Genomic DNA, 25,312 nt, shown 5'->3' with positions numbered 1-25,312 from the left:
GCATAGGTCGATGCGTATTCTGCTTGTACGGAGAAGCTTTGGGCGATGTCTTTGAGGGACAGGCTGGACGCTGTCCAATACGCCAAACCCAGTGGGTCCGCTGGACGGTTGAAATAAGCGATGTAAAGCTTTTGGATATCGGTTGCTGCATTGGCCATCTAGAACTCCTGTGGGGTTATTTGTATCGTTTGCGTACCAAGCACGCGCCAGTTAATTACTGGTTCGTATGTTCACAGAGATAATTACCCACAGTAAGTGTCTAGAATCACAACAAGAAATGACATTAGTCATTTCGGCCATGTAAAGCCTTGAAAAATGCTATTCTGATTACAATCAAAGCGTGTTAAGCTCAATTCGTTCACCGGAACTCACTTTGTGAATAGATGGCGAGAGGAAACTGCTCTGATAAGAATGTATATTTACAGGTGTTCTTTATGAAGCAATTCTTAAAGATGCATTCTCTAGTTGATGAGATCAACTCTAATGTGCATGAAATGATTTTCTAAAATTTCAATGGCACACAATTATTTTTTATAAAATCATATAAAGTTTAATTCAACCAGTTGTGCCAAAGCTCAATCAAAATAGCAAACCTTCCAAGGCTCTTGCGATCATCCATACAGCTAAAAAGAAAAGTGCTGGCGTCAGTAAATATGCGAAACTAACCAGACCGCACTTGCATGAAACAATGCAGCGACCCAGGTTATTTTCTTTGCTTGACGCCTTATTTCAAAAACACACCATCGTCTGGGTCGTATCGCCACCAGGGGCAGGGAAAACCACGCTCGCGGCAAGCTATCTTGCACAAAGCGAGCGCACGCCAATCTGGTATCAAATTGACGAACTGGACAGCGACAGTGGCACCTTTTTTTTCTTTCTGTCAGAAGCTAGCAACTACGTGCCAAAGCCAATCTCCATCACGCACGAAGATAAATTGAAAGATGCGAAGAAATTAGATCGATTATATTTTCGCGACTTTTATGCAAATCTTCCGCCAGACGCTATCATCGTTTTTGACAATATTCAGGAATTTGATTGGCAAAACGGTATTCATCTGATTGAGAGCGCCTTTACAGAAATACCTCCTGGCATTTCCATACTGGTACTGAGCAGGGAAACGCCACCTGCAAGATTTTCAAGAATGCAGTTAGATCATAAATTAAGTGTCGTGAACTGGAATGAAATCAGTTTGAATCAGGAAGAGGCTCTGGCTCTTGCAAGCTTAAATGCCCAGCATAATGCGATAGATACACAATGGCTTTCATTAGTCGATGGTTGGGCCGCAGGCATTGTCATGTTACGTGATCTTTCCAGACAAACCGATGATAGCCAGCTTCGGCAATTTAGCGGCCGTGATGAATTATTCAAATACTTTGCTGGCGAGATTTTTGAACGTATGTCGGTACGGGATCAACTGCTTCTTTTGAAACTGTCAGTAATGACAGGCGTGACTGAAAATGAGGCAATCAAGTTAAGCAGCGATCAAAATGCACCGGTTCTTCTGAAATCTCTTTACTATAAATCTCTGTTCCTCGAAAGGCGCGGAACAGAGCCTTACTCTTATCATTTTCATGCCCTTTTCAGGGAATTTTTGCGACACGAATTCAATGCACGAATCAATGAAAAAGATCAGATCGGGTTACGGAATATTGCCGCCAGACTTCATGAAGAAAAAGGACAAATTGAAGATGCCATCGCCCTGTACCAAAAGAATGGCAATTTTCAGGAGTTAATAAAACTTTTGACGGGTAGTGCAGAAGACATGCTAAGAAATGGCCGAGGTCAGGTCTGGCGTGACTGGATAAGTGCTATTCCACCAGATGTGATTAGCAACACGCCGGAACTCTGGTACTGGCAAGGAATGTTTCTCAATGATGTAGCTCCAAGACAGGCCCGCGTCTCTTTGATGCGAGCTGCGAATGCTTTGCATGACCCAGCACAACTGTGCTTCAAGTTATTGGCCATAGCAGCCATTATCGACGGTTATGATACAGAGGCAAAAAATTATGGCGAATTGGGTCCCTGGATAAAAGAGATGCTAGCAGGCCTTGAAGTGCTTGATATCAGCACAATCAAACCTGAACTTGAACTCAGATTACATTCAAAGCTCTTGCTCGCACTATTGTTGTTTTCGCCAGAATCTGCCGATCCACCGCATTTGATCAAACAAGTCATCAGTTCGCTACGAATAGTGACAGACCCCGTGGAGAAATTGTCAGCGGGATCAATCTTGTTGCGTGTTATTGAGAGAGGGTTTGAAGTCACCACAGAGCAAATAAATTGGCTGTTGGTCACCATGCAAGAGTGCATATCAGACTTTTCAACAAACCCATTCAAGCAAGTGAAATGGTTACGTCAAATCATTCGTTGGCATCAAAATGAAGGTAAGTTGAACGAATCATTCCGTTTTTTGGATGAAGTAAAAAATATCGTCAACAGCAGCAGTCTTGATCCAACGCTGGCACAACTCATCGAAATTGAATATTTAATTGCCATCGGAGATTTAAAAAATTCACGCCGCTTAATGAATCTCGCACAAGCCGCGCTATCACCTGCACCAGACAAGGAATATATAGAGTTGTTGATTTTGGAAGCGAAATGGAACGCTTTCGAAAACAATATACCTCAGTCCATTCTCTGTCTGCAACATGCATTGGACTTAGGTAAAAAATTAAGAATAACCCCCAATGGGCAGCCACATCTTGAAATTTTCCTGGCTGCTTGCCATACTCAACAGAATGAATTTATCTTGGCAGAGGACTGGTGTAAAAAGGCATTGGAAAGCGCGAACGGCTATGAACTATTAATCGCTCAGGAATGCAGCATCTTTATCAATGCTTATGCACAGATATCATTTGGCAAAGACACACTAGCAATCCAATTATTGAATGATGCATTGATACGCCATCAGCAAAGAAAGGCCATTACCCTTTTTCCGGCGAATCCTGTGCTTGCTGCACGTCTGGCCAATTTCGCACTGAAGAAAAATATCCAGATAGATCATGTGCGGAATATTATTATCAGGCAAAATTTAAATCCACCAGATAAATTCACATCTCACTGGCCGTGGCCTGTTTCAGTACGTATTTTTGGTCAATTTGAATTGTTGATCAATGGGGAAAATCTTGCACATACAAGTGGTGGCCAGCAAAAACCCTTATTGCTTTTAAAGATGTTGATCTGTGCAGGTAATAAAGGTATCGCCTTAAAATCGATTGCATCTCATTTATGGCCGGACTCGGAAACTGCCCGCACCACTTTAAATGTGACCGTACATCGCTTACGTAAAATTTTAGGTGGCGATGACAGAATCTTGATAGCAAACGGAAATATCTTTATTTCAGAATCAAGAATCTGGTCTGATCTGGCAGCCATTTCCAGCATCTGTCATAAGGTTTCAATCTTGAATTCTTCGACATCAACGACCACGATTGTTCAACTTGGCAATGAATTGCTAGACTTGTACCGAGGCCCCTTATGCTCAGAAGAAAGCAATAATTGGCTAATCACACATCGCGAACGCTGGAACAACCATTTCGGAGAAGCAGTGACTCGACTCGGGCAACGCCTGGAAAAGCATGTTGAATGGAGCTTGGCATCAAAACTATACAGACAGGTACTGGAAGTTGATGCCCTTGCAGAAGCCAACTACCGTGGGTTGATGCGCTGCTCCCATGCAGAAAATGATATCGTCACGGCTGTCGCCGCATTTCGCAGGTGTCGGGAAACATTGTCCATTCTGGTTGGTCTGCCTCCATCAGCAGAAACAATATCACTGGCAATTGAGTTGGGGTTAATCATTGCACCGTAATCTGACTATGGCTAAGGACGTTCAAACTCTAATGGCAAGTACAATGTAAAACATGTTCCTTCACCGATAATCGACCTTACATGTATGCTGCCACCGTGTTGTTCCACAATGTCACGGACAATAGTTAAGCCCATTCCCATACCTTCGTTGGCGCTTTTCGTTGTATAGAGTGGATCAAACAATCGCTGCTGCGATTCGTGTGACATGCCTATGCCGTTATCTTCAAACTCAATCGCAAATACCTCATTAATAACTGCTGTACGAATGATCAAGCTGCCAGGTTTCAGTTTACGTAAATTTTCAGATCGTGCAAGAATAGCCTGGCATGCATTAATCAACAGATTCATGAACACCTGATTTAATCTCGCTGGCCAGCACTTCAAAACCGGATTGGCATCCAACTGACACACTATCTCTATCTCATCCCCATACTGAACGCGCACCAGATTGACCGTGGAAAGAATACCGTCGGCGATACCGGTTTCTTTCATATCAGCGTCATCCAAACGGGAAAAGGTACGCAAGTTAACAACTAAATCACGTATTTGTTTGGCGCCACCCAGAATGGTATCAAGTGACTCGATAGAATATTTCAAATGCTGCTGGAAAATTGGTGCGATCTCGGCGCTCGTATTTTCGTCAAGTAAATTGGTCAGGAAATCATTAAACTGTATCAAGTGCAAACGCAAGTTCTGGCTACCTACGTAAATAAAGTTGACAGGATTATTGATTTCATGGGACAAACCCGCAGTCAAAGTACCGATAGAAGCTACCTTTGCTTGATTGATCATGTGAACTTGTGTTCGTCCCAGCGCTTGTCTGGTTGTATCAAGTTGTTGCGATGCCTCAAAATTTTCTATGGCAATCGCGGCATATGAACACAGGGCGCGGAAAACCAGCTTTCTACGTTCATCAAACAATTTTGTTTCTGCAAATTTGATGCAAACAAGCCCAAGCAATTTACTACCGATAAGCAATGGTGAAATCAGGGCAGTAATTCCTTGATCTGACTGCCGCACGCCATTCTCATCATCACTCATGCTGGATTTGATAAGTATTTCTTTTTTTTCACGAGCAACTTGTGCAAGTTGAGAATTGCTTGAAGTAAGCGAAATTTTTTCTTCTTCGGCTGCGACTTTCGATTTTCTGGGGAGCACCAATTCCAGTTCATTTCCGTCAGCCGTCGCCCGGTAAATTAATATCTCTGCTCCATCAAACAGGCGGCTGACATGAGTATGCAATGCCTCATACACTAGTCCGATATCGAAATCATGTGCTATTTCAGCACCGATTTCAGAAAGATGACGAAAACTTTCCAATGACAAGGCCAATTCCGTATTTGCCCGATTCAAGGCAAGATTTGTATTAATCAGGTCCTTGTTAATATCCATCAATTCAAGCTGTTTCTGCCGCAGCGCCGCGGTACCTTCCTTGACTTTGGTGTCAAGAGCCATTTTCGCTTTACGCAAATATTTTGTTCTTAACTGCACCAGAAAATACAAGGCAACAATTGCAAACAAAAACTGCAAGACTGTGAACCACCATGTTTGTCGCCACGATGGTAGTACCAACACCGGTATGATCATTGCTGGCTCTGTCCATACACCATTGCGATTCGACACTCGCAATTTCAAATTGTATCTCCCTGGCGGCAAATTCGAATAACTGACCATGCGCTGGGTAGCGTCGACTTCTGTCCAGGCTTTATCATAATTTTCCAAGAAATAAGCATACCGATTATTTTCGGGTGCAGAGAAATCAAGTGCGGCAAATTCCAACGAGAAATTATTGCCGTCAGGGTCTATCTTCAACTCTTGCGCGTCCGCCCCAGCAAGTCGCCAGCCTGCAGGCTGGCTCTTTCCACCGACATGGAGACTGGTAATGGCGAGCGGTGCACGATAATTCCAGCTATCGAATAATTCAGGCTTCACAACTGTCAATCCGTCGGTGCCACCAAACAATAATTCTCCTTCAGCATTTTTTGCTCCACTGTTTAGCCAATGGATCTGAATCGCACCACCATCTGCCAATCTGATTGCCTGAATTTTTAAAGTATCCGGATTGATGACCGCCAAACCTCCGTCTGTGCTGACCCAGATTTGACCTTTAGTATCTTCAAAAATTTTATCAACAATGGCATTCGGCAAGCCGTCTTTGGTGGTAAGTCGAATTGGATCGGCAAGCTTGTCTGTTGCAGGCCCGGCTTGAGCGCGATTGAATAAGATAATGCCGTCGCCCAGCGTGGAAACCCACAAGCGACCACGCATATCAACAAGAACGCTGGAAACATACGAAGAGGGATTCGCTGCGCTATTGCTGACTGGCCATATGTGTTCAGTTTTCTGAGCATGTTTGTTAAACCAATATAGCCCGTGGTGCCGTGTCCCTATCCACACACCTTTATCACTGTCTCGCTCTAATAACACAATAATGTCATTATTTAAGGCTTCAGTGCCCGGTACACGCCTGGTCTGTCCGGTTACCGACTGATCGATATGAAACGTCCATAGCCCGTCAGGCCCCCCCATCCATATTTGTCCGCCATCTTTCATCAACGCGGTGACCGGCTCCAGGGGCTGACGAGGAGTGGTTGTAACCAGACGCATTTTTTCTTTAAAATTGCCATTTGTATTTGCTCTGTAGAGGCCGCGTGCTGACGCAAGATATATCTCATTATCAGCAGTCTGCACCATGGCATTTATGGCTACTTTGGGAAGATAGTTGGCAGGATTCTCTTCGCTGGACTTGACCCAGGTGAATTTGCCAGTAACTGGATTGATGATACTCAAACCGTTGGTGCGCAAGCCCAGCCAGACATCGCCATTTTTTAGCGGTAGCACAGACGTGACATCCGTGTCTTTGATTTTAAAGTTGGATGACGCTCCACCAAAGATGGTTTGGATAGCGGTTTGCTTTTCGTTTACGCGGCTGATGCCACGCTGGGTACCAATCCAGACCAGCCCCGAGTTATCACGTAAAACGGCTGAGGCTGTATTATCTGCCAAACTATACGGTAAATCATCCTTATGTTGCTCACGATGCGTCGTCATTGTGACCACGTCGACGATTACTACACCTTGACCCAAAGTGCCAAGCCAAACCTTGCCTGGACTGATTTCCTGGATAAAATTGATATCTTCTTTGCTGATTACATTGGCCGTTTTACCTGTCTCCTGAACAGGTTTGACCGTCATGGAAAGAGTTGTAGTCGTATCTGAATCTACAGCCCGTCCTGCTGTAAATGCGCCATGACCCAGGGTACCTACCCAGATTTTACAATCGCTACTTTTACTTAAACTCAGAATTTTTGGTGCTGTCTTGTCGTTGTCCGGCAAAGCAACTGGAATATAGTTATTCGACTTTTCATCTTTGATGAACAAGCCCCTGCTTGTGCCCACCCATAGAACGCCCTGACAATCCCGTACCAATGATCTTACTTCACTGAAAGCCAGGCCACGGCCATGTATTCCGTTGGCACTTTCATGAGTGATCGCATCGTCTTTAAATTGCAAATGATCCAGGCCACCTCTGCTACCTATCCATAGACCGTCCTTACCATCGTCTATGATGCTTGCAACCGCAGGGTGACTGGTTCCCTTGCCGCTTACGGGAATACGGATAAAACGACCGCTTGCATCATCATAACGGGCTAAACCACCACTATTGGTACCGACCCAAAGCCTACCCTGTGTATCAATATGCAAGCTGAGAATGGCACTGTCTGGAACACTACTGTCATCATTCGGGACTGGGTCGAAATGACGAAAGCGATAACCATCCCAGCGCGCAAGACCGCCTTGCGTTCCAACCCAGATATAGCCACTCTTATCCTGAGCGAGTGCAGTAACAAAAGAATGCGGTAATCCATTGGAAGTGTTGAGGGTTTGGAAAATGGTATCACTGAGGACTTGCCAACGTAATGAAACTGAAGTCGGTTCACGTGCATCTGCAGTTGTATTCAGTATTGAAAATATAGATAAAAGACAAACATATCTCAGCGTCAGTACCATAAATCGCACATAAGAAAATGCATTGATTATTTGCACAGAAGAATGATTCCGGTTTCTGGGGTCTGTGAAAAATCTCATTTTTTCGATAATGTATGTGTTCCATCAAACCTGAAATAGGTAATTCACTATCCTGGTGTTCGCTGATGCACCCGGCAGCTGTAGCAGTCGACTAACAAGAAATTCCTGTGTCTAGCTATTGCTATTGGCAGAGAATGTCACCATGACTTCAAATTGTTGAACGGCGAAGTTAACTGCATCTAAAAGTTGTTGTGAGTCATATGGCTTGACAATAAATTTGCAAATACCACCGAGATTGATAGAATCAATCACAGCATCGACGTCAATGTATCCAGATACCATGATACGCGAGGTCAATGGCACCAGACGTTTCGCCTCAATAAACAGATCCACTCCTCCCATCCTTGGCATACGATAATCACTGACAATGCAAGCCAATTTGTTCGCATCGCCAATGCTGTTGAGTATTCCCACTGCTTCCAGTCCGTCACGCGCTTCCAGTACATGAAAATGATTGCGCAAGACGCTAGCCATCACAGACAAGTTTGATTCCTTGTCGTCGACGATGAGGACCGAATAGCGAAAGGGGGGCGAATGAAGATCCGCTTGCAGCTGATCCAGGTTTTTCGTACTAAAAACAGCCATCAAGCATCTCGTTGGTTAAAAATAGATTAAGTCTAGACTAAATCATTATCCATACATAGGCAAGGATAGAAAAATAGTTCCAATCAACAAGAAGATACTCTCTCAATCGGATAATTGGTTTGCCTGTGCATGCAGCAGCGAGTATGACCGGAATAGTGCTCAGGAAAAACTCGTACGACGATGGTAAATCATCCTTGCCTTTGTAAGCATAAGGGGGGTGAAACTGAAATTACTCAGAGCAAAACCTGTCGCGTTGAAAAGAAAAATTCTTGAATTTCCGCCTCAGTCTTAGGATCTATCATCTCGTCGGGGCGTCTGCCATGTGGACATAGTAACTTCGGAGTCGTTCCAAATAAACGACAGATAAGAGGGCGCTCGTCATAGACTTCACATCCTTTCGCTCCCAAGTACGGGCAACTCAGATCTGCCAGCGCAGCTTCATGTTCCGCTTCACTTTTCACAGGGAGATTGGAAATTTCAAAAGATGATGTCGTTACTGGGCCGCAGCAATCATGACAACCTGGTATGCATTCAAATGAAGGAATGCGTCTTCTGAAGAATTTTATTTTCTGACTAATGATTGGCATACGTCTTATGGTTAAGGCAGATTCTACGTTTTAATAAAGTGTATCAGTGATACAAAAGATGGTAAGACTTATGAGCACGCCTTCCGGCCCAGTAAAAATCTGATCAGGTTTAACACGCCGGGTTAGATACCACTATAGCCATTGTTTGCCAATCAATTTGGACAAAATAAATATTAAATTAGCACTATCGCACTTCGCACAACTAAGCTTGCCCCTTATTCACGGGTAACCCTAGTGTTTAATATCAAATAAATATGATAATACCATTACCATTGAAATTGCATTTAAAGCTGATAAAATGAGATAAACTTTTATGTGAAGAGCGCTGTCCAGCCTGAACACAATGGTTGTAAAAGAGAGCTCGTTATGAGTTGAATTTGGTGTCGTTTACGGAGAAATAATCATTGTGAAGAGTTCGCGCCGACCTGCTTTTTTTCACAAGGATGGAAGAGCTCTCCAGTGAATGACACAAATCAAAAAACTCTCAGGTCGTCTGTGCTGCACGTTCCCATTCCAAGCAATAAATACTTAAGGGCTTTGCGTAAAAAGTGCAGCAACTGGATACAAGATTTTGGTGAAACATTATCGGAGCTGAATGCAAATGACCATGGTCAAAGCCCATTTGAAAGAGCTTGCCGTAAAAACAATGGCAAACCATTTGTATTTGATGACGGCAATATGCGATCCCTGCATTTTGATAAACGCACAATGCAAAGCGCCATGTGGGTGGAAGCGCCAAATGAACTTGCATTCGGATACACAAGATGCATGATGGCTTTTCTGCTCGCCAACGATGATCCAAAACATATTTTGATGATCGGTTTGGGTGGCGGTTCTCTGGTCAAATTCTGCCACAAGTACTTGCCGGAAGTACGTATTACAGCGATTGAAATTGATGCGGATGTCATCGCTTTGCGCGATCATTTCCTGATCCCTCCTGACGATGAGCGTCTTCAGGTCATTCATATTGATGCATTGAAATTCGTAGAGCAGGATGAACGCAAGTACGATGTGATCCTACTGGATGGCTTCGATGCAGATGGTCTGGTAACCAGTTTACTTACCGACGAATTTTATCTCGCCTGTCAAAATAGATTGGATAAGAACGGCGTCCTGGTAACTAATATGTGGGGTGAATCAAAAGATTTGATCACTGTTGTTAGCCGCATGAGTATTGCTTTCCAAAACGCAGTTTGGTGGTGTCGCTCTATTGACAGCTACAACCTGATTGCATTCGCCTTTCAATCAACAGCTCACCAGTTCAATGGAAATATTTCAGCGAGAGCAAAGCTTCTGGATCAATGCTACAGATTGGAATTTGAAAAATTGATTACCCACTTGCAAACCATTTCTGAAGAAACGATAGCGTGGATATCAACTGCCCATGCTGATCAGCAAAATGTGGCACATACGTTACTGCAAACTGATATCGCCAGAAAAATCGAGTATTTGTTAGCAGCCGACGAAATGATCGCCCGCACTCGTCGGGAGTGGGTGGAAGCAAACCAGCACTCCAGTGAAACTGACGCCGATTCAGTCAATGACGAACATGGCATGGATGAAAGTGATACGAAAATACCTAAATCTTAAACACGATCATTCCACAACTATTTGAATTGCGATGACTTCGCAGTGTTTTTTCCAATGTCGGATGCAGAGAAAACTGACAACTCACAATAAGGTGTTCAATGATTGTCGATAATTTTTACGATTTACTGAAGACCTTACACGCCAACAAGCCATTTATTTACCTGGCGACAGACAACGTCTCCCTGCAATTCAGTATTGCGGCCGTTCAAAGTGAAATGTGCCCGGTTTTTCCCAATAAACTGGTACTGGGCTACACCCAAACCATGATGGGATTTTTATTGTTCAATACCGAGCCACACCATATAGGCATGATAGGTCTGGGTGGTGGCTCCATTCCAAAATATTGTTTTGCTCATTTACCCAAATCGACTATTACAGTCGTTGAAAATAATCCTGACGTAATCAAGCTCAGAGAGTACTTTCAAATTCCAGAAGACGGCCCCAGATTCAATGTCATTTGTGCTGATGGCGCTGACGTCATCAAGCAAAATTCTGCTCAATATGATGTATTGATTGTCGATGGATTTAATGAAAATGGACAACCAGAGCAATTGTGTTCGCAAGAATTTTATGACGACTGCTATCAATCATTGACATCTCAGGGAATACTCGTCATCAATTTTCTTGGGCCAGATCGACGCAATACAGAACGTATCCAGAGCATGTCCAACAGCTTCAATAAAGAAGTCATCACAGTAAAGGCCCTGGAATCACGTAACACCATTGCTTTTGCATTCAAAGACAGTGTTTCTTCATTACCAGAGCACGTATTACTTAGTCGCTTGAGCGTTCTTGAGATGGATCATATGCTGAATCTCTCTATTACTTGCAAAGATATCTTGTTGCAACGGCGACTCAGAAGAGTAATTCCCACCACAGAGGTGACAGGTACCCAATGAGCTGTATGCACAGGATCGCCTTGAAACAGGAAAAAAATCTTGTTGCGTTTCACAAAAAAAACAATCATCGCGTGATCATTTAGTTATAATAAAATGATAAATCAAGTTGTTTATTGCGTTTCAATTTATCTTGCTTAAGGCTTATTGAAAAATTAAGCAAATGCAGGGCTCCCGACTCGGCGACGTAACGCACCAGATTACTGTCACAACGGCCCTTAAGTACCAATTTGTCGATGACGTACCATACAAAACGTTGAGTAGTGCCAGTCGTGCACTAACTTGGCCTGCTGCGGGGACTTTGGATGTCAGACTTAAACTTGATAAATTTGGTACTTTCGGTCACAGCAGGCTGGCTCCTGCTAGGCGGTTGCGGCTTACTCGTTATCAGTCAAACCAGAATCGTTGCTTATCTTCTGTTCCCGCTGGGAGCCGTTCTTGGCATAATATTAGGTGTAGCAGGAATACTGAGTACTGGCGCATCCCCCCAACTGGCGGTGTTACCTTTGGGGTTGCCTGACCTGCCTTTTCACCTCAGGCTGGACAGTCTTTCTTCCTTCTTCCTGTTTGTCCTTGGCATGGTTAGCACCGGTGTGTCGATTTTTTCAGCCGGTTATTTTCGCAAGGGTGAAGGGACGCCGCCCGGACTTCTGTGTTTTGAATATCATGTCTGCCTGGCCAGCATGGCATTGCTGCTGATCGCAGACGACGCCTACGTATTCATGCTTGCCTGGGAAACCATGAGCTTGAGTGCCACTTTGCTGGTGATGGCCAATCACCGTATTGCCGAAGTCAGACGCGCTGGATTTTTATACTTCCTGATCTCTCATGTAGGTGCCTTGGGCTTGTTGCTCTGCTTTGGATTGCTGCAAGCAAATACGGGGGACTACACCTTTACCAACATCCGTCATCAGCAATTAGACGTGTTCTGGGCTTCGCTTGCATTCTTTCTTGCTCTTTTCGGCTTTGGCGCCAAGGCTGGCATCCTTCCTCTGCATGTATGGTTGCCCGAGGCACATCCGGCAGCCCCCTCCCCCATTTCCGCACTAATGAGTGGATTTGTCCTGAAAACAGGTATCTATGGCGTCATGCGCGTCAGCTTTGATCTTTTGCATATACAAATCTGGTGGTGGGGGGGCGTTACGCTGGCCCTGGGTTTGTTGACGGCCTTGTTTGGTGTAGTGTTCTCTGCCGCTCAAACCGACATGAAGCGACTCCTCGCCTATTCCTCCATTGAAAATATTGGCTTGATGTTTGTCGGCATAGGTCTGACCATTTTGTTCCGTGCATACAACCTGTCCACATTTGCAGCCTTATCCCTTACCGCAACGCTATATCATGTGGTAAGCCATGCTGCTTTCAAGAGCCTGCTGTTTATAGGTACCGGATCTGTGTTGCATGCAACAGATGAACGTAATCTTGGACACCTGGGTGGCCTGATGCGCTTCATGCCGTGGGTCGCCTGGCCTGCCTTGCTTGGTATCCTGGCTGCGGCTGGCCTGCCACCTCTTGGTGGCTTTGTTTCGGAGTGGTTACTCTTGCAGAGTTTTTTGTTTACTCCGCATTTACCCAACTCTTTCCTGAACATGCTGGTCCCTATCGTGGCAGCCGTTATTGCTTTGGTAAGTGCCTTGGCTGGCTATGTGATGGTGAAGTTTTTCGCTATTATTTTTCTCGGCCAGCCACGTGAAGAGAAACTCAATCATGCACATGATGCAGGAAAATGGGAGCGCCTGGCATTTGTATGGCTGGGTATTGCATGCGTCATCCTTGGCTTATTACCCGTGCAGATGATACAGATGCTTGATCCTGTAACACGATTTTTGACAGGGCAAGGAATAGGTGACACAGTCACCAGGCATGGGTGGCTGATACTCGCTCCCGTCGCACCCGAACGCGCCAGTTATGCGCCGGTTATATTTGTAACTGCCTTGTTTTTTTGCTTTATTGTGGTGTACGCCGTGGTTCGACGGCTTTACCATGGCCGCTTCAGAAAAACTGCCGCATGGGGTTGTGGATTCCCCTTTCAAACCGCACGAATGCAAGATACAGCAGAAGGATTTGGCCAGCCAATTCGTGAAATTTTTGGTTCTTTCTTTCAGATCAAACGAGAACTTCCCACCGCATTTGATCAACAACCAAGCTATAAAGTGACCATCGAAGACCCTTTCTGGAATTGGTTATATCGCCCTATAAGCGCATTGGCCGAACGCATTGCACGGCTGGCCGGCAAGCTGCAACAAGGGAAAATCGCGGTGTACCTGCTTTACAGCTTTTTGACTCTGTTCTTGTTGTTACTGCTGGTGGAAACGCGATGATCACTCTATCTGGTGTATTTTCACAGTTCCTGGAAATCTTGCTGGCCTTGGCTGCGGCTCCCTTATTGACGGGATGGATTAATCAATGTCGCGCCTGGTTACAGAACAAAACAGCACCAGGTTTGTTCCAGCCATATCTTTTATTGCACAAACTATTTAATAAAGAGTCTTTACTGGCAGAGCATGCTTCCTCCTTGTTTCGCACTGCACCGTACATCATCTTCGGTTGCATGACCCTCGCCTGCGGCATCATACCAACACTTTCTACAGACTTGCCTTTGGCCCCGGCTGCTGACGCGATTGCGCTAGTAGGGCTACTTGCCCTTGCGCGCGTTTTTATCTCATTGGCTGCGATGGACATTGGCACTGCATTTGGAACAATGGGCGCGCGGCGTGAGATGTTAATCGGATTTTTGGCAGAACCCGCATTGCTGATGGTGATGTTTTCGGCTTCATTACTAACCCAGTCGACACTACTGACCAGCATTGTTGATAACCTGGTACACCGCGAGTTTGCCATTTATCCCAGCCTGGCATTTTCCGGGGTCGCATTTACCATGGTGTCGTTGGCAGAAAATGCCCGCATTCCGGTTGATAATCCAACCACACATCTCGAATTGACGATGATCCACGAAGCATTGTTATTGGAATATTCCGGACGTCACCTCGCCTTAATGGAATGGGCCGCCAGCCTCAAATTATTTTCCTATTCCTGCATAGGTCTGGCGCTGTTTTTCCCTTGGGGAATAGCGGAAGCCAGCAATCCCCTGGCACTGGTCATTGCATTACCTCTTCTGATTTTGAAACTGATTGTTGGAGGCGCTTTGCTGGCTGTCATAGAAATGAGCAGTGCCAAGATGCGAATTTTTCGTGTGCCGGAATTTCTGATGACCGCTTTTTTACTCGCAGTTATCGGCATGCTGGTTCATTTTTTATTGGGTGCATAGGGATGACTGCTTACGCTTTTCAGGTTTTAAATCTGTTGGCTGCCTTGCTCTTGCTATTAACTTTTGCCATGCTTGGACAGCGCCGGATTCTTTCACTGATCCATTTATTTACCTTACATGGTGCAACCCTGGTTGCTGCTGCCCTGGTAGTCGCCTACATCACCAACGATACACATTTGTATGTGTCAGCAGCACTTACATTTGTACTTAAAGTCATACTGATTCCATGGATACTTCATAAACTCATTGTCCGTTTGAACGTCAAATGGGACGTTGAACCGCTGATCAATGTTCCGGTCACCATGCTGATCGGTATCGTGCTGGTGATCATTGCATTCAATCTAGCCCTTCCTATTGCGCGCCTTTCTGCATCGGTCGCCCACGGCACTCTTGGCATTGCACTGGCCTGCATACTGCTTTCCTTCATGATGATGATTACACGCTCCAAAGCAGTTCCCCAGGTGATAGGATTTTTATCCATGGAAAATGGTTTGTTTTTCGCGGCGACTGCGGCCACCAATGGCATGCCTATGATCGTCGAACTCGGTGTTGCCCTTTCTGTCCTTGGCGGCATATTGATCATGGGCGTATTTATGTTTCAGATTCGCGAACAATTCGAAAACATGGATATTCACAATCTGGAAAGCCTGAAAGAGGAATGACATGAATTTCCTGTTATTTCTCTTGCTGATACCTTTTCTGGGTTGTCTCGTGCTTGCCTTGACAGGGCATCGCGAATACGCACCAGAAATCAACGTTGGCTTCAGTTTTGGCAGCTTTGTCACGGCAATTATACTGGCCCACCAAATCATCAATCATGGCCCCACATTCGCTTTTGATAAACTTTTTTTTATCGATCCACTCAATGTATTTCTAGTTAGCCTGACAGCCTTCGTCGGTCTGACAACCTCCCTTTTTTCCCGCCCGTATATGCGCGTCGAACGTGATCACGGCAGGATGACGCCTCCACGTATGCGCCTGTATCACAGCATGTACCAATTTTTCATATTTGCCATGCTGCTGGCTCTGGTCACCAACAACATGGGCATACTTTGGGTGTCACTTGAAATGGCGACACTGGCAACCGTCCTGCTGGTCAGCGTCTATCGCACGGCAAGCAGTCTGGAGGCGGCCTGGAAATATTTTATTTTATGCGGCGTAGGTATTGCCCTGGCACTGTTTGGAACCATACTGCTATATCTGGCGGCCAATCGTCAGTTAGGTGCTCATGCAGATGCATTGTTGTGGACAAATCTGAATACTGTCAAGACACAGCTGGAGCCGCACATCATGTCGCTCGCTTTGGTTTTCCTGTTGGTAGGTTATGGTACCAAGATGGGTCTGGTGCCACTGCACAACTGGTTACCAGACGCGCATGCAGAAGGCCCTACACCCATTTCAGCCGTGCTATCAGGGTTGTTGCTGAATGTCGCCTTGTATGCCGTACTGCGCTTCAAAGTGCTTGCCGACGGTGCCTTGCAAAATGGCCTCGCCGGGCAATTGCTGATTACCTTTGGCTTGCTTTCGGTGCTGGTCGCCAGTTTCTCGTTGTCACGGCAAAAAGATGTCAAACGCATGTTCTCCTATTCATCTATTGAACATATAGGTTTGATGACCTTCGCATTCGGTATTGGCGGCCCCATTGCGACCTACGCCGGACTGTTGCATATGACTGTGCATTCCCTGGTCAAATCAGCCATATTCTTCGCGGTCGGTCACGCCTGCCAGCAAACCGGTACCCAGGTCATGAGCGAGATTCGAGGTTTGGTTAAAGTCAGCCCTACAGTAGGCTGGGGTATGCTGCTAGGAACCTTAGCCATACTCGGCATTCCCCCCTTTGGAGTATTTAGCAGTGAGTTCCTGATTCTTACCACCGCCATGCGTGAATTGCCGTGGGCGACACCAATACTTTTACTATCTCTGGGTATCGCTTTTGCATCCATTTTTTCCCGTGTGCAAGAGATGGTATTTGGCGAAACGACAGCAAAAAAACTGACTCACTCACCAGCCTTGCTACCGGTCTTTACACATCTGGGTCTGGCCCTGCTACTTGGTTTATATATGCCACCCTATCTGGATAGGTGGTTCCGACAGGCAGTTAAAATGATCGTGGGGTGAGCGATGAATGCTGAACTGATGAACACACCATATGGAATATCGTTCACTGTCTTGACGAGTGCGGCTCCTGCACGTGTGGCCCATGTCAACATGAAGCAATGGATAGATATAGCGCAATTGGTTAAGGTAAACGGGGGACGTTTCATTTCCGTATGGGGCAGTGACCGGCGTCAGTTGAACGAGCATTTTTGTATATCTGCCTTGTACAGTACTGCAGAAAGCTTACTATGGTTACGACTGACGATCGATGAAACAGAAACCTACCCTGATATTTCTGAACTGTTTCCTGCCGCTGCCAGAATGCAGCGCGCACTGTTTGATCTTCTTGGCGTGCGCGCACACGCTGCAACAGATACCAGACCATGGCTCAATCACGGTAAATGGCCAAAGAACTATTTTCCTCTGCGCCAGGAAAATTCTGGTACCGAAAATTTTGATATGCCACTGGAAGAATATGCTTTTGTGTCGGTTGCAGGGGATGGCGTACACGAAATTGCCGTCGGCCCCGTCCACGCAGGCGTGATAGAACCAGGTCATTTTCGTTTTTCAGTTGTAGGGGAAAAGGTGCTGAGGTTAGAGCAACGACTTGGGTATGTTCATAAAGGCATAGACAAATTACTTGTCGGTCGCGACGTGAATGACGGGGTAAAAATTGCCGGGCGGGTCTCAGGTGATACCACCGTTGGATTTTCCTGGGCATATAGCATGGCCGTTGAATCTGCCACATCTTGCCAGGTGCCTGCGCGAGCAAATTGGCTGCGTGCACTGATGCTGGAGCGTGAGCGCATAGCTAACCATCTCGGTGACCTGGGCGCACTTGGCAACGACGCCGGTTTTGCTTTGGGTCTGGCGCAATTTGGCCGGCTTAAGGAAAACTGGATTCGTTTGAACCATCAACTGTTTGGTCATCGTTACATGATGGATTGTGTCATCCCCGGTGGAGTTGAAAAAGATTTGGATATCGGCGCAATAAAAATCATGTTGGCCCAGTGCCGCAGTATTGCTGAAGAAGTACGCTCACTACGTCGCATCTATGACGGACATGCGGGCTTGCAAGACCGGTTTATCGCCGCTGGTCGCGTTTCCCCCCAATTGGCTGCGCAGCTTGGTCTGTGTGGTTTGACCGGACGCGCCAGTGGTCAGGCCTGGGATGCACGCACCGATCAGATGGCTGTCCCTTACGCTAACCTGAATGTCACTATGGCCACCCATAGAAATGGTGATGTTGCAGCCAGGGTTGCAGTGCGCTTCGATGAAATTTTTGAATCTTTGCGTCTGATAACAGAAATTTTACGTCAACTCCCGTCAGGGTCAATTTCAGCACCAGTGCCAGCCACGAATGCAAATAATTTGGGAGTCGGTTGGGTGGAAGCCTGGCGTGGTGCGGTGATGGTGGCACTCGAAACCGGTCCGGATGGAAAAATTCTGCGCTGCCATTGCCATGATCCTTCATGGCATAACTGGCCAGTGTTACAACATGCAATCATGGGGAATATCGTCCCTGATTTTCCATTGATCAATAAGTCATTTAATCTCAGCTATGCGGGGGTTGATCTCTGATGTGGCAAATTATCAAACAAATCACCAAAAATGGCTTGCTGACAGAAGCCTCACCAACAGCAAATGATGTCTGGTGTGGCGAGAATGAAAAAATCCAGCAAGAGATTCTTCGCATACTGGGGCGCGCCTTGTGCATACGCGCAGTCGATGCCGGATCTTGCAATGCTTGCGAACTGGAAATACACGCCTTAAACAATCCGTATTACAACATCGAAGGCATGGGTATCAAATTTGTAGCCAGTCCACGTCATGCAGACATGCTGCTGGTCACCGGACCAGTCAGCAAGAATATGCAAGCGGCGCTCCAACTGACCTATGAAGCAGTACCACATCCAAGGCTTGTCGTTGCTGTAGGAGAATGCGCGTGCAACGGTGGTATTTTTGGAGAGTCCTACGCAAGCTGTGGCAATCTGGCCAAACTGCTGCCTGTCGACGTAACGATACCTGGATGTCCACCGCCACCTATAGATATTTTACGGGGAATATTAACCGCAATTTCTATAACCCCTCACGCAGACACGCCAGGTATAGCCAACATTGAATAGCTAAAATTGACAACTTGATTTGCTGAAAAACGAATTCAAAAAAGTTCGGGAAATTATTACAATTAAATTATAATTCACCGCGAATTAACATATTGAGAGCATCTATGGAAAACAAAACGGCCCGATTTACGGTATTAGTAGATCCTGTGAAGAAAAAAGCATTCGAAGAATTGTGTGCTGGTCAAGACCTGACACCATCACAAGTAATCCGGCAATTGATGCGCGAGTATATGGAACGTCACGGTGTCGAATACAGTACAAAAAGTAAGATCGGTACAGTTAAGAAATAGTCCTATTGGACATCGGTATTTTGAATATTGAGATGAAATAAGCGAACAACATTTTGCTTATTTGAAACGAATAATCACATCGTCCAGGACGGGCACAATGGCCAGTATCAACAACATAAATGCCAAAGGTATTGTTGAGATAAAGCCAACGTGTTTGAATCCATATGCACCGACCAGTGCACCTGCAAAGAACATAAACAACAATGAACTTAAGAGTCGTAATTTGATGCGGTTACCCATCACCATATTCTCAGACGGATGCTCTTTTTCAACATTCCAGTAAAACAGTTTCCCTAGTTCAATTCCCAAATCCGTTATTAACCCGGTAACGTGCGTTGTACGGATCACTGAATGTGATATTTTGGTAATAATCGCATTCTGCAAGCCCATGATGAAACACAGCAACATGACTGTCAGGGACACGTAAAAACCCATGTGGTGTGTCAAATTGGCCCCCGCCAGGCCAAAACATAAAAGCAAAAAGGCTTCCAGCATCAGTGATAGAGCGTAAACGCTGTGCAGCCGTTTGCGTCTGGCCCAGTTAATCAAAATTGCAGAGCTTGCTGCTCCTGCGACAAATGATGCGAGTGCGCCCAAGCCAGCGGATGCGAGGCTGGCATAACCGAGTACAAGATTATCTGCCATGGACGATAAAATACCGCTCATGTGCGAGGTGTATTGCTGTACCGCCAGAAATCCCCCTGCATTTGCTGACCCGGCAACAAATGCCAGAGCAAAACCCAGGTGTTCATTCGCTTTGTCAGTACGTTTTCTACCAGACAAGCGCCTTAAAAATCGGATAGTCATAGCCTGTGATGAGAACTCGTGCAACGAGTTCTCATATTTCTCTGCACAGAAACAGATATAGCTCTGAGGAAAATCATAGTCAACCTCTGCATCTATTGAATCCAGTCAGATAACGGTCCATCAAATGAATAGCTTTGCCCAATTTCAAAGACTTAAGAATACACCTATATTCATCAAATAGTGATAATTTTATTAGTGTTTAATGATAATGTTTTTTTGGCAAATACAGTGTAAGTTTCGAGATAGTTTGTAGGCAGTGCAAGGTTCTTTTACTCCAAATAATTCAGGTTTCACAAATCTGTCAGCCGCATCCAATTATCCTGAAATTCATTGATCCAAATCAAATTTCCCGTTTTTTAAGGCAAGAACTATCTGCAAGCCTCACGTGATTCCCACTGGCAAAATACCAGCACTGATTTTCAGACGGCATAAAAGCACCAATAGGCATTCTTTGCACTCAAATGAAATTCGTTACCAGGACAAGGCATATTTGTGACACAAAAAATGTCTTGCCATCACCCCGACATTTCACAAGAAAACAATCAGCCACATAGCAAATACCATGTGCGTCAGCGCACATTTCGTTTCGTGGAAACGATGTATATGTGTGTCTCCCTCTTATGTTTCATCCAACAAAATATCAACTGCTTATACGGCAAAAATTTTCGATTATTTGTCATAGCGCAAACCATATGCAATGTAAGCCTGCCAAGCTGGCAGTATTCCAAAGAAGCATTTAATACAATCCCATGCAAAGGAAATCATGACTACCAACACAAAAGCATATCTAGTCGGCGGCGGGATAGGCTCACTGGCAGCTGCGGCTTTTATGATACGCGACGGTAAAATGGGGGGCGATCAGATCACCATCCTCGAGACAGGCTCCCTCATGGGCGGCAGCCTTGATGGAGCGGGCAATCCAGAGCAAGGCTATACATTGCGAGGTGGCCGCATGCTGACCACCGACAATTATGAATGCACGTGGGATTTGTTCAAATCTATTCCCTCATTGAAACACACAGATAAGTCGGTATTCGATGAAACGCTCGATTTCAATGAACTTCACCATTCCAATTCAAAAGCCAGGCTGGTCGACAAACGGCGTGCCAAGGTTCCGGTATCGTCGATGGGTTTCTCCATGCATGACCGTATGGAATTACTGAAATTAACAACGACAGCAGAAGCGGACTTGGGTAACAGCAGAATTACTGACTGGCTTTCACCTGCTTTCTTTGAGACAGAATTCTGGTATATGTGGGCGACGACCTTTGCGTTCCAGCCATGGCATAGCGCGGTCGAATTCAAACGCTACCTGCACCGCTTCATGATGGAATTTTCGCGCATTGAAACCCTGGCGGGGGTCAAGCGTACAGTCTACAACCAGTATGATTCGCTGGTCTTGCCTCTGCAAACCTGGCTGAAGCAACATGGCGTCCATTTCATTGCGAATTGCCAGGTAAAAAAACTGCAACATAGCATCAAAGACTCTTCGTTTGTGGTAACTGGCCTGGATTGCCTGCGCGATGGCAACGAAGAAAGCATTGTCATCAACGAAGGCGATCTGGTATTTCTGCAAAATGGGTCCATGACCGATGCATCCAGTCTGGGGTCCATGCATAGCGCCCCGGAAAAACGCAGCAAACTCGATAGTTGCGGTTGGCGTTTATGGGAACAGCTTGCTGCCGAGCGCCCAGGTATGGGCGATCCGGCAGCGTTCAACAGCTGTATTGCGCAATCGTATTGGGAATCTTTCACCGTCACACTGAAAGACCCACGCTTCTTCAATCTGATGCAAGAGTTCAGCGGCAATGTAGCCGGTACCGGCGGACTAGTCACCTTCAAGGATTCCAACTGGCTGATGTCCATTGTACTGGCGCACCAGCCGCACTTCATTGATCAGCCGGAAGGCGTTCAGGTGTTTTGGGGTTACGCCCTTTTCCCTGACCGCATCGGCGATTACGTCGCCAAACCCATGAGCGAATGTAACGGTGCCGAAATTTTGCAAGAACTGTCAGGCCATCTGCGTTTCGATACCGCAGTATTTGATAACGCCAATTGCATTCCATGCAGGATGCCTTACATCACCAGCATGTTCATGCCCCGTGCTGCTGGCGACCGTCCTTTGCCGGTGCCGCCTGGCAGCAGGAATTTTGCCTTCATCAGCCAGTTTGTGGAAATACCTGACGATGTTGTCTTCACGGTGGAATATTCAGTCCGTGCGGCCCAGATGGCTGTCTACCAACTGTTGGGAATTGATCGCCAGATACCTCCTGTCATGGCACACGACAAAGCACTGGGAACGAATATGGAAGCACTTATCAAGGCGTTTAAATAGCCGCATCAATACGTAGAATTTACTTTTTGGAGAATCACATGACCCGGACCATGCAAGCTGCGGTAGTCGAACAATTTGGCCAACCATTGGTACTGAAAGAACTCTCAATTCCCGAACCAGGCCCGGGACAGATCCTGGTCAAGACGGAAGTGTGTGGTGTATGCCATACCGATCTGCATGCCGCCAGCGGCGACTGGCCGCTCAAACCAGGCTTGCCTTTTATTCCCGGGCATGAAGGCATAGGCATAGTTGTCGCACTTGGTGCAGGCGTAACTGCTGTCAAGGAAGGGGATCGCGTCGGCGTACCGTGGCTGTATTCTGCCTGTGGGCACTGCGAATACTGTCTGGCGGCGCACGAGCCTGTCTGCCCTGACGCCCAGTTCGGCGGTTATACAAAAAATGGTGGCTTTGCCGAATACATTGTTGCTGACCCCAATTATGTTGCTCATATTCCTGCCGGTTTGGCGGCGCGCGAAGCTGCACCATTGATTTGTGCTGGAGTCACCTCCTACAAAGGAATCAAGGAAACTCAAGCCAAGCCAGGTGACTGGATCGTCATTTCTGGCATTGGCGGTCTGGGGCATCTGGCTGTCCAGTACGGTAAAGCCATGGGCTTGCATGTCTGCGCGGTAGACATCGACGACAGCAAGCTTGCCCATGCTCAACGCCTGGGTGCTGACGCCATCGTCAACGCCACCACTGCAGATGCCATTGAATCAGTCAAGAGTGTGACAGGTGGCGGTGCACACGGCGTGCTGATTACGGCACCCTCACTCGCCGCATTCAAGCAAGGGGTAGGTATGACCCGCAAATTTGGCACTTGTGTACTGGTGGGTCTGCCACCGGGCGAATTCCCCACTCCACTGTTTGATGTGGTGGCAAACTGCATCACGATCCGTGGTTCTTTTGTCGGCAACCGTCTTGACATGGCAGAGGCCTTAGCCTTTGCAGTCGATGGCAAGGTCAAAGCTGATATTGAGCTACAACCGCTGTCTGCCATCAACAGCGTGTTTGAACGGCTCAAACATGGTGAAGTACCTTCACGAGTAGTACTCAACTTCGAACCGGATTGAACTCCGGACAAAGCAGAGAGACGCCAGATCAATATTTCTAAGAAGCTGTTACGGAAGGAAGCTGGCGTTGTTGCGTCGCCTTGCCGGGGATGCAGGATTATCTTAATGCCGCAACAGCCTCTGACTATGCGTGCCAGCGCACCGAAAGGCGAGACATTGGGGACTAGCATCAAAGAGCTCGCTCAGTAAAGAAGTGCATGCGACACCATCGCTGCGTGCACGATTTTTTGCTAGTTTTTCAGAAAATGCCCTCTATCATGTCCTATCAAAGCGTCAATCCCTACACTGGAAAAACTCTAAAAACATTTGAACATTTCAGTGCGACACAACTGGAACAATCACTATCAACTGCCGACTCTTGTTTCAGCACATGGAAGCACACCAGTTTCAAGGAAAGGGCTGCCATTGTCGCCAAGGCTGCACAACTTTTGCACGCGCAGTTTGAAGATTTTGCCAGACTGGCTACCCTGGAAATGGGAAAACAGATTAAGGAAGCACGCGCTGAAGTCAAGTTCAGTGCCGCTATCCTGGCTTATTATGCAGAGCATGCCGAAAGCTTCTTAAAGCCTGTCAAACTCAATCCAAAATCGGGTCATGCACATATGGAGAGCAGTCCGGTCGGCGCGCTATTTTGTGTTGAACCGTGGAACTTCCCTTTCTATCAACTGGCAAGGGTCGCAGGGCCGCAATTGATGGCAGGGAACGTGATAGTCGTCAAACATGCTGCCTGCGTACCACAATGTGCCATCGCATTCGAAAAACTCTGGATAGAGGCAGGCGCACCGCTTGGCACCTATACCAATCTGCTGATCTCGTACGAGCAATCAAATACTGTCATCGATGATCCACGCATCAAAGGCGTTGCGCTGACAGGTAGTGTTGCGGCGGGTAAAGCTGTAGCAGCACGGGCCGGCCAAAATTTAAAAAAATCTACCATGGAACTAGGCGGCAGCGATGCCTTCATCGTGCTCGATGATGCCGATATGGATATCACCATCCCCTGGGCCGTGTGGGGGAGGATGTACAACAGCGGTCAGACCTGCTGCGCCGCCAAACGATTCATCGTTCTCGAATCCATAGCCGACGAATTCATTGCCAAATTCCAGCGGGCATTGTCAGACCTTACACCTGGCGACCCGATGGATGAAAGCACCACGCACGGTCCTCTGTCAAGCGAAGCAGCCTTGCTTCAACTGATCAAACAAGTTGAAGTCGCTGTCGAACATGGTGCCAGAGTCCTGATGGGCGGCAAACGACTGGATCGCCCAGGCGCATTTATGGAAGTGACGATTTTGACTGATATCAAACCGGATAATCCTGCCTTCCGGGATGAATTTTTTGGCCCAGTAGTTTCATTCTATCGTGTCAAGGATGAAGCCGCCGCCATAGCGCTGGCCAACGATTCAGATTTTGGTTTGGGTGGCTCTGTCTTCACCAAAGATCTGGCCCGCGGGCAAGCTGTCGCCAGTCAGGTCGATACCGGCATGATGTTCATCAATAATCTTGACTGGGCTGATGCAGACCTGCCATTTGGGGGCATTAAAAATTCTGGCTATGGACGCGAATTGGGCGACATGGGTATACAAGAATTCGTCAACAAAAAACTGGTCCGCACAACTGATGGTGCAGCACCAGCCTGACTCCATATCAATACCGCCGAAGTTACGCACTGATGCCTATTCTTGCAAGGCGTCTTCGACGGGTACTTCAGACAAATTAAAGCACTGCTGAAAAAAATAAATCCACAGTGTTTTTTTCCACC

The 25,312-nt window shown here is 46.5% G+C and carries 17 protein-coding genes; 13 read left to right on the top strand and 4 right to left on the bottom strand.

The genetic code is table 11. From position 1 onward, the window contains the following. Nucleotides 1-565 precede the first annotated feature (565 nt). Nucleotides 566-3,811, top strand: a complete 3,246-nt coding sequence (locus AC1RVX_RS21895; protein ID WP_493218691.1) for an AfsR/SARP family transcriptional regulator — start codon at nucleotides 566-568, stop codon at nucleotides 3,809-3,811. A gap of 11 nt (nucleotides 3,812-3,822) precedes the next feature. Here AC1RVX_RS21895 and AC1RVX_RS21890 read toward each other — a convergent pair whose 3' ends face one another. From AC1RVX_RS21890 to AC1RVX_RS21880, 3 genes are all read right to left on the bottom strand, one after another. Then, complete coding sequence (locus AC1RVX_RS21890) at nucleotides 3,823-7,899, bottom strand: sensor histidine kinase (RefSeq protein WP_493218690.1); 4,077 nt, start codon at nucleotides 7,897-7,899, stop codon at nucleotides 3,823-3,825. A gap of 111 nt (nucleotides 7,900-8,010) precedes the next feature. Then, a complete protein-coding gene (locus tag AC1RVX_RS21885; protein WP_493218689.1) occupies nucleotides 8,011-8,484 on the bottom strand; it encodes a response regulator in 474 nt (157 codons plus the stop codon). A gap of 233 nt (nucleotides 8,485-8,717) precedes the next feature. Continuing rightward, complete coding sequence (locus tag AC1RVX_RS21880; protein WP_493218688.1) at nucleotides 8,718-9,071, bottom strand: YkgJ family cysteine cluster protein; 354 nt, start codon at nucleotides 9,069-9,071, stop codon at nucleotides 8,718-8,720. A 459-nt stretch (nucleotides 9,072-9,530) separates the two neighbouring features. On the opposite strand from AC1RVX_RS21880, the gene AC1RVX_RS21875 reads away from it, so the two are divergent. From AC1RVX_RS21875 to AC1RVX_RS21835, 9 genes are all read left to right on the top strand, one after another. Then, entirely contained in the window at nucleotides 9,531-10,661 is a 1,131-nt protein-coding gene (locus tag AC1RVX_RS21875; RefSeq protein WP_493218687.1) for a fused MFS/spermidine synthase, read from the top strand. 98 nt (nucleotides 10,662-10,759) lie between these two features. Beyond that, nucleotides 10,760-11,560 (top strand): fused MFS/spermidine synthase, encoded by an 801-nt coding sequence (locus AC1RVX_RS21870; protein ID WP_493218686.1) that lies wholly within the window; start codon nucleotides 10,760-10,762, stop codon nucleotides 11,558-11,560. 302 nt (nucleotides 11,561-11,862) lie between these two features. Next, nucleotides 11,863-13,875 carry a hydrogenase 4 subunit B gene (gene hyfB / locus AC1RVX_RS21865; protein ID WP_493218685.1) on the top strand — a complete coding sequence of 671 codons (2,013 nt, stop codon included), beginning with the start codon at nucleotides 11,863-11,865 and terminating at the stop codon, nucleotides 13,873-13,875. Further along, nucleotides 13,872-14,822, top strand: coding sequence for a respiratory chain complex I subunit 1 family protein (locus AC1RVX_RS21860; protein ID WP_493218684.1), 951 nt, complete (start codon nucleotides 13,872-13,874; stop codon nucleotides 14,820-14,822). Before hyfB ends, AC1RVX_RS21860 begins: the two co-directional genes overlap by 4 nt. A gap of 2 nt (nucleotides 14,823-14,824) precedes the next feature. Next, nucleotides 14,825-15,484 (top strand): formate hydrogenlyase, encoded by a 660-nt coding sequence (locus AC1RVX_RS21855; protein ID WP_493218683.1) that lies wholly within the window; start codon nucleotides 14,825-14,827, stop codon nucleotides 15,482-15,484. 1 nt (nucleotide 15,485) lies between these two features. Beyond that, nucleotides 15,486-16,940, top strand: a complete 1,455-nt coding sequence (locus tag AC1RVX_RS21850) for a hydrogenase 4 subunit F (RefSeq protein ID WP_493218682.1) — start codon at nucleotides 15,486-15,488, stop codon at nucleotides 16,938-16,940. Between the two features lie 3 nt (nucleotides 16,941-16,943). Further along, on the top strand, nucleotides 16,944-18,500 hold the full coding sequence (locus tag AC1RVX_RS21845) for a hydrogenase large subunit (protein WP_493218681.1): 1,557 nt from the start codon (nucleotides 16,944-16,946) through the stop codon (nucleotides 18,498-18,500). Next, entirely contained in the window at nucleotides 18,500-19,045 is a 546-nt protein-coding gene (locus tag AC1RVX_RS21840; RefSeq protein ID WP_493218680.1) for an NADH-quinone oxidoreductase subunit B family protein, read from the top strand. The genes AC1RVX_RS21845 and AC1RVX_RS21840 overlap by 1 nt, the downstream gene beginning before the upstream one ends. A gap of 104 nt (nucleotides 19,046-19,149) precedes the next feature. Further along, nucleotides 19,150-19,335: a CopG family transcriptional regulator gene (locus AC1RVX_RS21835; RefSeq protein ID WP_493218679.1), complete on the top strand. Its 186-nt coding sequence runs from the start codon at nucleotides 19,150-19,152 to the stop codon at nucleotides 19,333-19,335. A 57-nt stretch (nucleotides 19,336-19,392) separates the two neighbouring features. Here the strand turns inward: AC1RVX_RS21835 and AC1RVX_RS21830 are convergent, their stop codons facing one another. Continuing rightward, nucleotides 19,393-20,142: a YoaK family protein gene (locus AC1RVX_RS21830; RefSeq protein WP_493218678.1), complete on the bottom strand. Its 750-nt coding sequence runs from the start codon at nucleotides 20,140-20,142 to the stop codon at nucleotides 19,393-19,395. Nucleotides 20,143-20,905: 763 nt separating this feature from the next. On the opposite strand from AC1RVX_RS21830, the gene AC1RVX_RS21825 reads away from it, so the two are divergent. The 3 genes from AC1RVX_RS21825 to AC1RVX_RS21815 all read left to right on the top strand — a co-directional run bounded on the left by AC1RVX_RS21825 (nucleotide 20,906) and on the right by AC1RVX_RS21815 (nucleotide 25,190). After that, nucleotides 20,906-22,477 (top strand): oleate hydratase, encoded by a 1,572-nt coding sequence (locus tag AC1RVX_RS21825; protein WP_493218677.1) that lies wholly within the window; start codon nucleotides 20,906-20,908, stop codon nucleotides 22,475-22,477. 38 nt (nucleotides 22,478-22,515) lie between these two features. Continuing rightward, nucleotides 22,516-23,550, top strand: coding sequence for a zinc-dependent alcohol dehydrogenase (locus AC1RVX_RS21820; protein ID WP_493218676.1), 1,035 nt, complete (start codon nucleotides 22,516-22,518; stop codon nucleotides 23,548-23,550). A gap of 257 nt (nucleotides 23,551-23,807) precedes the next feature. Then, nucleotides 23,808-25,190, top strand: coding sequence for an NAD-dependent succinate-semialdehyde dehydrogenase (locus AC1RVX_RS21815; RefSeq protein WP_493218675.1), 1,383 nt, complete (start codon nucleotides 23,808-23,810; stop codon nucleotides 25,188-25,190). Nucleotides 25,191-25,312: the final 122 nt, after the last annotated feature.

The organism is Undibacterium sp. GW821-FHT11B02 (assembly GCF_058808955.1).
Note: the sequence above shows the minus strand (reverse complement) of the source record. Positions and strands in the feature narration are given on the sequence as shown.

What these genes read in the sequence shown, in the direction of transcription:
- AC1RVX_RS21890 (WP_493218690.1), bottom strand. Translation starts at nt 7,899, where the DNA reads ATGAGATTTTTCACAGACCCCAGAAACCGGAATCATTCTTCTGTGCAA.
- AC1RVX_RS21885 (WP_493218689.1), bottom strand. Translation starts at nt 8,484, where the DNA reads ATGGCTGTTTTTAGTACGAAAAACCTGGATCAGCTGCAAGCGGATCTT.
- AC1RVX_RS21880 (WP_493218688.1), bottom strand. Translation starts at nt 9,071, where the DNA reads ATGCCAATCATTAGTCAGAAAATAAAATTCTTCAGAAGACGCATTCCT.
- AC1RVX_RS21870 (WP_493218686.1), top strand. Translation starts at nt 10,760, where the DNA reads ATGATTGTCGATAATTTTTACGATTTACTGAAGACCTTACACGCCAAC.
- hyfB (WP_493218685.1), top strand. Translation starts at nt 11,863, where the DNA reads ATGTCAGACTTAAACTTGATAAATTTGGTACTTTCGGTCACAGCAGGC.
- AC1RVX_RS21860 (WP_493218684.1), top strand. Translation starts at nt 13,872, where the DNA reads ATGATCACTCTATCTGGTGTATTTTCACAGTTCCTGGAAATCTTGCTG.
- AC1RVX_RS21855 (WP_493218683.1), top strand. Translation starts at nt 14,825, where the DNA reads ATGACTGCTTACGCTTTTCAGGTTTTAAATCTGTTGGCTGCCTTGCTC.
- AC1RVX_RS21850 (WP_493218682.1), top strand. Translation starts at nt 15,486, where the DNA reads ATGAATTTCCTGTTATTTCTCTTGCTGATACCTTTTCTGGGTTGTCTC.
- AC1RVX_RS21845 (WP_493218681.1), top strand. Translation starts at nt 16,944, where the DNA reads ATGAATGCTGAACTGATGAACACACCATATGGAATATCGTTCACTGTC.
- AC1RVX_RS21840 (WP_493218680.1), top strand. Translation starts at nt 18,500, where the DNA reads ATGTGGCAAATTATCAAACAAATCACCAAAAATGGCTTGCTGACAGAA.
- AC1RVX_RS21835 (WP_493218679.1), top strand. Translation starts at nt 19,150, where the DNA reads ATGGAAAACAAAACGGCCCGATTTACGGTATTAGTAGATCCTGTGAAG.
- AC1RVX_RS21830 (WP_493218678.1), bottom strand. Translation starts at nt 20,142, where the DNA reads ATGACTATCCGATTTTTAAGGCGCTTGTCTGGTAGAAAACGTACTGAC.
- AC1RVX_RS21825 (WP_493218677.1), top strand. Translation starts at nt 20,906, where the DNA reads ATGACTACCAACACAAAAGCATATCTAGTCGGCGGCGGGATAGGCTCA.
- AC1RVX_RS21820 (WP_493218676.1), top strand. Translation starts at nt 22,516, where the DNA reads ATGACCCGGACCATGCAAGCTGCGGTAGTCGAACAATTTGGCCAACCA.
- AC1RVX_RS21815 (WP_493218675.1), top strand. Translation starts at nt 23,808, where the DNA reads ATGTCCTATCAAAGCGTCAATCCCTACACTGGAAAAACTCTAAAAACA.